This window comes from Vibrio sp. Vb0937, from assembly GCF_033338855.1.
The window spans coordinates 1-1053 of the sequence record NZ_JAWOTK010000443.1 but is presented as its reverse complement, the minus strand read 5'-3'; the positions used below and the strand labels follow the sequence as shown (position 1 = coordinate 1053).

1 protein-coding gene is annotated in these 1053 nt (G+C 48.2%); it reads left to right on the top strand.

Going from position 1 to position 1053, the window contains the following annotated elements; all coding sequences use genetic code 11:
- Window positions 1–1053 (top strand): DUF1800 domain-containing protein (locus tag R7P67_RS26360; protein WP_318086520.1); only part of this gene is annotated, 1053 nt, incomplete at both ends.

Genomic DNA, 1053 nt, shown 5'->3' with positions numbered 1-1053 from the left:
GTTGGCATTGAAAGTTGGATCAAACAACAACTTCTTCTTCCGGCGACCTATCATCGTCCTCTCTACGACACTCCTTTTAGCAAAGGAGCACAAGCAAATCGAGAAAATGCTTGGTATCAAATTGTTCTCACATCACAAGACCAGCTTCGTCAGCGAATGGCATTTGCGTTAAGCCAAATACTCGTGGTCTCGCGCTATGGCGGAGCACTATCGAGCAAGCCAACAGGCCTAGTGGACTACTACGATGTGTTGGTGAAGCATGCCTTTGGCAACTATCGTGATCTTCTACACGAAGTGGCTATTCACCCGGCGATGGGCAACTACCTATCGATGATGGGCAGCACTAAGGAAAATACTTCAACAGGCGCGCTACCGGATGAAAACTTTGCCAGAGAACTGATGCAGCTTTTTACGTTAGGACTTTACGAGCTAAACCTTGATGGCAGTGTAAAACGTGATCCTAAAACCGGAAAACCGCTGCCGACCTACTCTCAAACTGATATCCAAGAACTGGCCCGTGCGCTAACTGGTTGGAAAAATTCAGACACGGCATTTGTTGAACCCATGCGCGTGATAAACAGCCGACATGACACCAACGAAAAAACCGTGTTGGGAACAACCATTCCTGCGGGTTTGACCGCCCAAGAAGAGCTCTCACAAGTGCTGGATATATTGATGTCTCATCCTAACATTGCGCCATTTGTGTCGAAGTTTTTGATTCAACGATTCGTCTCTTCTAACCCAAGCCCGGAGTACGTTGCGCGAGTTGCTCGCGTATTCAACAACAACGGAAAAGGGGTAAAAGGTGATTTAAGCGCAGTGATCCGCGCGGTTTTACTTGATAACGAAGCCATGGGGTTAACCAACACGCCGCCAATGAAAGTGAAAGAGCCCATTTTGGTGCTCACCAACTTCCACCGAGCCGCAGGCTTTACACTTACCGCTGCGCGCTATGACGGAGCAACAACAGTGATGAACACCGCAGAACAAGGCGCACTGCGTTCTCCTTCAGTATTTAATTTCTACTCGCCAGACTATCAACCTTCGAATGAG